The organism is Nostoc flagelliforme FACHB-838 (assembly GCF_014698065.1).
GTDB lineage: Bacteria > Cyanobacteriota > Cyanobacteriia > Cyanobacteriales > Nostocaceae > Nostoc > Nostoc flagelliforme_B.
In genome coordinates this window covers 1-1,803 of record NZ_JACJSI010000693.1, presented here as the reverse complement: position 1 = coordinate 1,803, position 1,803 = coordinate 1, and the positions used below count along the sequence as shown (strand labels likewise).

At 43.4% G+C, this 1,803-nt stretch carries 2 protein-coding genes and 1 pseudogene; 2 read left to right on the top strand and 1 reads right to left on the bottom strand.

The features are described from left to right. Positions 1-264 precede the first annotated feature (264 nt). Both H6G97_RS51790 and H6G97_RS50795 read left to right on the top strand, forming a co-directional pair. The gene (locus H6G97_RS51790; RefSeq protein WP_199350209.1) at positions 265-447 is read left to right on the top strand and encodes a hypothetical protein; all 183 of its coding nucleotides are present in this window, start codon (positions 265-267) and stop codon (positions 445-447) included. Then, a pseudogene (locus tag H6G97_RS50795) lies at positions 414-1,007 on the top strand (serine hydrolase); the annotation flags it as partial. The gene H6G97_RS51790 and the pseudogene H6G97_RS50795, both read left to right, overlap by 34 nt. A gap of 91 nt (positions 1,008-1,098) precedes the next feature. Here H6G97_RS50795 and H6G97_RS50790 read toward each other — a convergent pair. Further along, complete coding sequence (locus H6G97_RS50790) at positions 1,099-1,374, bottom strand: UBP-type zinc finger domain-containing protein (RefSeq protein WP_190947741.1); 276 nt, start codon at positions 1,372-1,374, stop codon at positions 1,099-1,101. Positions 1,375-1,803: the final 429 nt, after the last annotated feature.

Below are 1,803 nucleotides of genomic sequence, written 5' to 3'. Positions count from 1 at the left end.
TCGCCTCCTTCCCCTCCCACCTGCACGATTATCGTTTTCATTTAACTTATTTTGAGTATTTTAACTGATTGACAAAATGTGCTTTATCTTAACCTATCACCGATGGACGATGCACTAAGTTTTGCTTTTAGAGCGAACGTACAGTAACGAGGCTACGATGCAGGAGCGTCGCTCTAGTTGTAGCCCCGTAAGATTAGAATTACTAGATAAATAAATTGGGAACTTTCAGATGGGGGCAAACCTAATCGACTCACTGTATCTGTTATGAGAAAGATTTCCGTTTTGAAGGTTGGAATTATTGCTGCCACAAGCTTTTTCTTGGGCGCATACGCCCAAGCTGCCGATAGCAAAGACCAAAGCCAATTTGAGCAAATCATGACCGAAGCGATTCGACCCATTATGGAGGAGAATAATTGGAAAAGAAGCTTTTCCCGAAGCTTGGCTTGACGCGTACTTACCTCAAGGTTCCGCAAAACCAGATGGGTAAATACGCTTATGGCTACTCAAAAGATAACAAGCCGATCCGAGTCAGTCCTGGCGTTCTGGATTCGGAAGCCTATGGCGTGAAGACAACTGCCTCCGACATGATCCACTTCGTCGAGGCAAATATGAACGGCACAGACTTGAACGAAACTCTCCAACGCGCGATTGCCGGAACGCACATCGGATACTTCAAGGTCGGCGACATGACGCAGGGACTAGGATGGGAGATGTATACCTATCCAATAAATCTCAACCGACTGCTTGCGGGGAACTCGTCGCAAGTCAGCCTCAAGGTCAACGAGGTGACCAGACTTGCTTTGCCTCTGTCACCGCAGCAGAATGTGCTGATCAACAAAACTGGCTCGACGAATGGGTTCGGTGCCTATGTTGTCTTTGTTCCCGTCAAGGGCATCGGTATCGTGATGATGGCAAACAAAAACTATCCCATCGCGGCTCGCGTGAAGGCCGCCTACCAGATATTGATGGCGCTGGATAGCAAGCTCAGATTGACGAGCGCTCGTTGAGGAAGCTCCTCTTTAAATTTTAAGATGATGATATATCTAACTGTTATCTTATTAGTTTGAAATTGAAACTGATCGGAGTACATTGCTCAGTTTAATAGTTCTTTACCTGCTCGTCTAGAAAACACCATAACCACTCTTCTCCTAACTCAGGCGAGCTAATCACTGAATGTCCAGTTTCCTCGTAATGCCGTCGGGCATGTTGATGAAGGGAAGAATCACAGCACAGCATCTTTCCGCAACTTTGACAAATACGGAGATGCACCCAGCGACTGTTGATTTGGATACACTCTTCACAACGGAATACTGGGTAGTTTGCTTTAGAAATCAGAGTTTCCGCAGTCAGATTGTCTAAATGTTCGCAACTCATAGGAATTTGAATGACACGTTAATCAGAGTATAGATTAGTGCAAGGAAACACAGCTATTTTTGTTAGTTATGGATTAAAGTTCATATTTAAATGGCACGCTTGATAAGGGCAAATCCATTATTATTTGTAAGGCTTTTGGGTACGAGGTGTAGTGCAGTTAAGATTATGCTTTCTTAATATTGCGACAACAGAACTATAGGAATCCGGTTTGATTCCTGAAATTGTTTGCGTACACAGGCAAGAGGCAAAAAGCAATACCCAAGAAGATTACAGAGAACTAAGGTGTACTGAGTTTTATTCAAAAATCAAATATAGGAATCATATTTGATTTCTGAAAAAGGCTATGAGATAATACGGAGGTGTATATCTGTCTAACAGCGAACAATGATAAACCAGCATTTACAAGCGGCGATCGCAGAACTACAAGAA

What these genes read in the sequence shown, in the direction of transcription:
- H6G97_RS50790 (WP_190947741.1), bottom strand. Translation starts at nt 1,374, where the DNA reads ATGAGTTGCGAACATTTAGACAATCTGACTGCGGAAACTCTGATTTCT.
- H6G97_RS51790 (WP_199350209.1), top strand. Translation starts at nt 265, where the DNA reads ATGAGAAAGATTTCCGTTTTGAAGGTTGGAATTATTGCTGCCACAAGC.